The 2,546-nt window shown below is 70.0% G+C and carries 3 protein-coding genes; 1 reads left to right on the top strand and 2 read right to left on the bottom strand.

The genetic code is table 11. The annotated features are described in order from the left end of the window. Both EHS43_RS42280 and EHS43_RS42275 read right to left on the bottom strand, forming a co-directional pair. On the bottom strand, nt 1-572 hold a 572-nt coding region (locus EHS43_RS42280), incomplete at its 3' end, for an NADH-quinone oxidoreductase subunit B (protein ID WP_148104270.1). Then, nucleotides 563-985, bottom strand: coding sequence for an NADH-quinone oxidoreductase subunit A (locus EHS43_RS42275; protein ID WP_125195776.1), 423 nt, complete (start codon nt 983-985; stop codon nt 563-565). The genes EHS43_RS42275 and EHS43_RS42280, both read right to left, overlap by 10 nt. Nucleotides 986-1,261: 276 nt before the next feature. On the opposite strand from EHS43_RS42275, the gene EHS43_RS42270 reads away from it, so the two are divergent. Then, complete coding sequence (locus EHS43_RS42270; protein WP_260470968.1) at nt 1,262-2,500, top strand: sensor histidine kinase; 1,239 nt, start codon at nt 1,262-1,264, stop codon at nt 2,498-2,500. The last annotated feature ends 46 nt before the right edge of the window (nt 2,501-2,546 follow it).

The following is a 2,546-nucleotide window of genomic DNA, read 5'->3' as shown; positions in this document are numbered from 1 at the left end:
CCGCTCTGCAGCGCGGCCGCCGACGGACGGGCCGCGGGCGTTCCGTACCGCTCCCCCAGCGACTCCCGCGCGATCTTCTCCTGGAGCTTCAGGATGCCCTGGAGCAGGGCCTCGGGCCGGGGCGGGCAGCCGGGGACGTAGACGTCGACGGGGATGATCTGGTCGACACCCTTGGTGACGGAGTAGGAGTCCCAGTACGGGCCCCCGCAGTTGCTGCACGCGCCGAAGGAGATGACGTACTTCGGCTCCGGCATCTGTTCGTACAGGCGTTTCACCGCAGGGGCCATCTTGTCGGTGACCGTGCCGGAGACGACCATCAGGTCGGCCTGGCGCGGGCCCGGGGCGAAGGGGATGACGCCGAGACGGATGAAGTCGTGGCGGGCCATGGACGCGGCGATGAACTCGATGGCGCAGCAGGCGAGGCCGAAGTTGAAGACCCAGAGGGAGTACCGGCGGCCCCAGTTGAGGATCACCTTCATCGGCTCGGGGGCGAGGCGCGCGAGGGCGCCGAGCCGCTTCGGCTCCGGGAGCAGCACGGGCTCGGCCGGCTCCGCCGCAGGGTTCACGTCCATGCCAGGACACCCTTCTTGTACGCGTACAGCAACCCCACGGCGAGGAAGCCGAGGAAGACGAACATCTCGACGAGGGTCGTGGCGCCGTAGCCGGGGGCGGCGAAGATCGTGGCCCACGGGAACAGGAAGATCGAGTCGACGGCGAAGATGACGTAGAGGAAGGCGTAGACGTAGTAGCGGACCTGGGTGTGGGCCCAGCCCTCGCCGACGGGGTCGACCCCGCACTCGTACGTCAGCAGCTTCTCGGGGGTGGGGACCACGGGTCGCAGCAGTCGTCCGGCGCCGAAGGCGACCGCGACGAACAGCACACCGACGACGGTGAGCAGTCCGACGACCGAGTACGACTGGAAGTAGTCCGCCGCGACGACGGTCGGATCGACGACGGTTGCATCGACGACGGTCGGTTCCGGCACGTCCGCCCCTCGCTCCCTTGTGAACACCTGCGTGAACACCTGCACACGCTGCACACCCTGAACCACTGGTCACGCCGGACCACGCTGAACAGGCTGGACAACTGACGACACTGTTCGACGATCTGTACGCACGGGAGTCTAGGCCCTGATAAAGGGACGGTAAGCAGCCCGTCACCCATCCAAAGCCGCAGGAAAGTCCGAGGTGGGGTTTTCCCCCGCACGCCGCGGCGGTCCGCCTCATGGCGCCCGGCGGTCTCGCGCGGCACGCTGACCCGTATGACCGAACGCCACTCGTCCCTGAGCCGTGCCGTGATCACCGGCAATGACGGCGGATCCGATGACGGCGGATCCGACGACGGCCGGCCGCCGCCGGCCCGTTTCGCCTTCGGCGCGCACACCTGGAAGGAGATCGCGCATCTCCTGGCGAACCTCCCGGTGTCGATCCTCGGCTTCACCTACGTCGTGACCGTGCTCTTCACCGGCTTCTGGCTGACCGTGACGGTGATCGGGCTCCCGCTGCTCGCGGCGGGTCTGCTGGGCGCCCGGCAGCTGGGCAAGCTGGAGCGGGCACGGGCCCGCGCGCTGCTCGGGGTACGGGTGGACGAGCCGAGCCCCCTGCCGTGGCGTGCCAAGAACGGCGGCAACGGTTTCTTCGCCCAGCTGTGGCTCGGGGTGAAGGACCCCGTGGGCTGGCGGACGGTCCTGTACGACTTCATCCGGCTGCCGTGGGGGGTGCTCACCTTCACCATCACGCTGACCTCGTTGTTCGTGCTGTGGCCGGTGCTGCCGTTCATCGCGCGGGGCCTCACCAACGTCGACCGGGCGATGGTGCGCGGTCTGCTGTCGCCCTCCGACGAGCTGGAACGCCGTATCGCCGAACTGGAGTCGGACCGGGGGGTCGTGGTGGACGCGGCCGCCTCCGACCTACGGCGCATCGAGCGCGATCTGCACGACGGGGCCCAGGCCCGGCTGGTCAACCTGGCCATGGGGCTCGGCCTCGCGAAGGAGAAACTCCTGGAGGACCCGGAGTACGCGCAGGCGATGGTCGCGGAGGCGCACGGCGAGGTGAAGCTGGCGCTCCAGGAGCTGCGGGATCTGGCGCGGGGCATCCATCCCGCGGTCCTGACCGACCGCGGGCTCGATGCCGCCCTCTCCTCGGTCGCCTCGCGCTGCACGGTGCCGGTGAAGGTGACCGCCGACCTGGACGCGCGGCCCGTGCAGGCGATCGAGGGGATCGCCTACTTCACGGTCTCCGAGCTGCTCCAGAACGTCAGCAAGCACAGCGGGGCGCGGTCTGCCTCGGTCGACGTGTGGCGGGCGGACGACCGGCTGCTCATCCAGGTGCGGGACGACGGCCACGGCGGCGCCCGGCTCGACGGCGGCACCGGTATACGCGGGCTCGCGGAGCGGCTCGACGCGGTCGACGGGCTGTTCGTCATCGACTCGCCGCCGGGCGGCCCGACGGTCGTCACGGCGGAGCTGCCGTGGCGGGACCGGGTCCCGGAGCGGCCGTAGCGCCAGGAAGGGGGTGGTGGGGTGGGGAAAACCCCCCTTCCAAGAC

The sequence above is a fragment of the Streptomyces sp. RP5T genome, assembly GCF_003933965.1.
Classification (GTDB): domain Bacteria; phylum Actinomycetota; class Actinomycetes; order Streptomycetales; family Streptomycetaceae; genus Streptomyces.
Note: the sequence above shows the minus strand (reverse complement) of the source record. Positions and strands in the feature narration are given on the sequence as shown.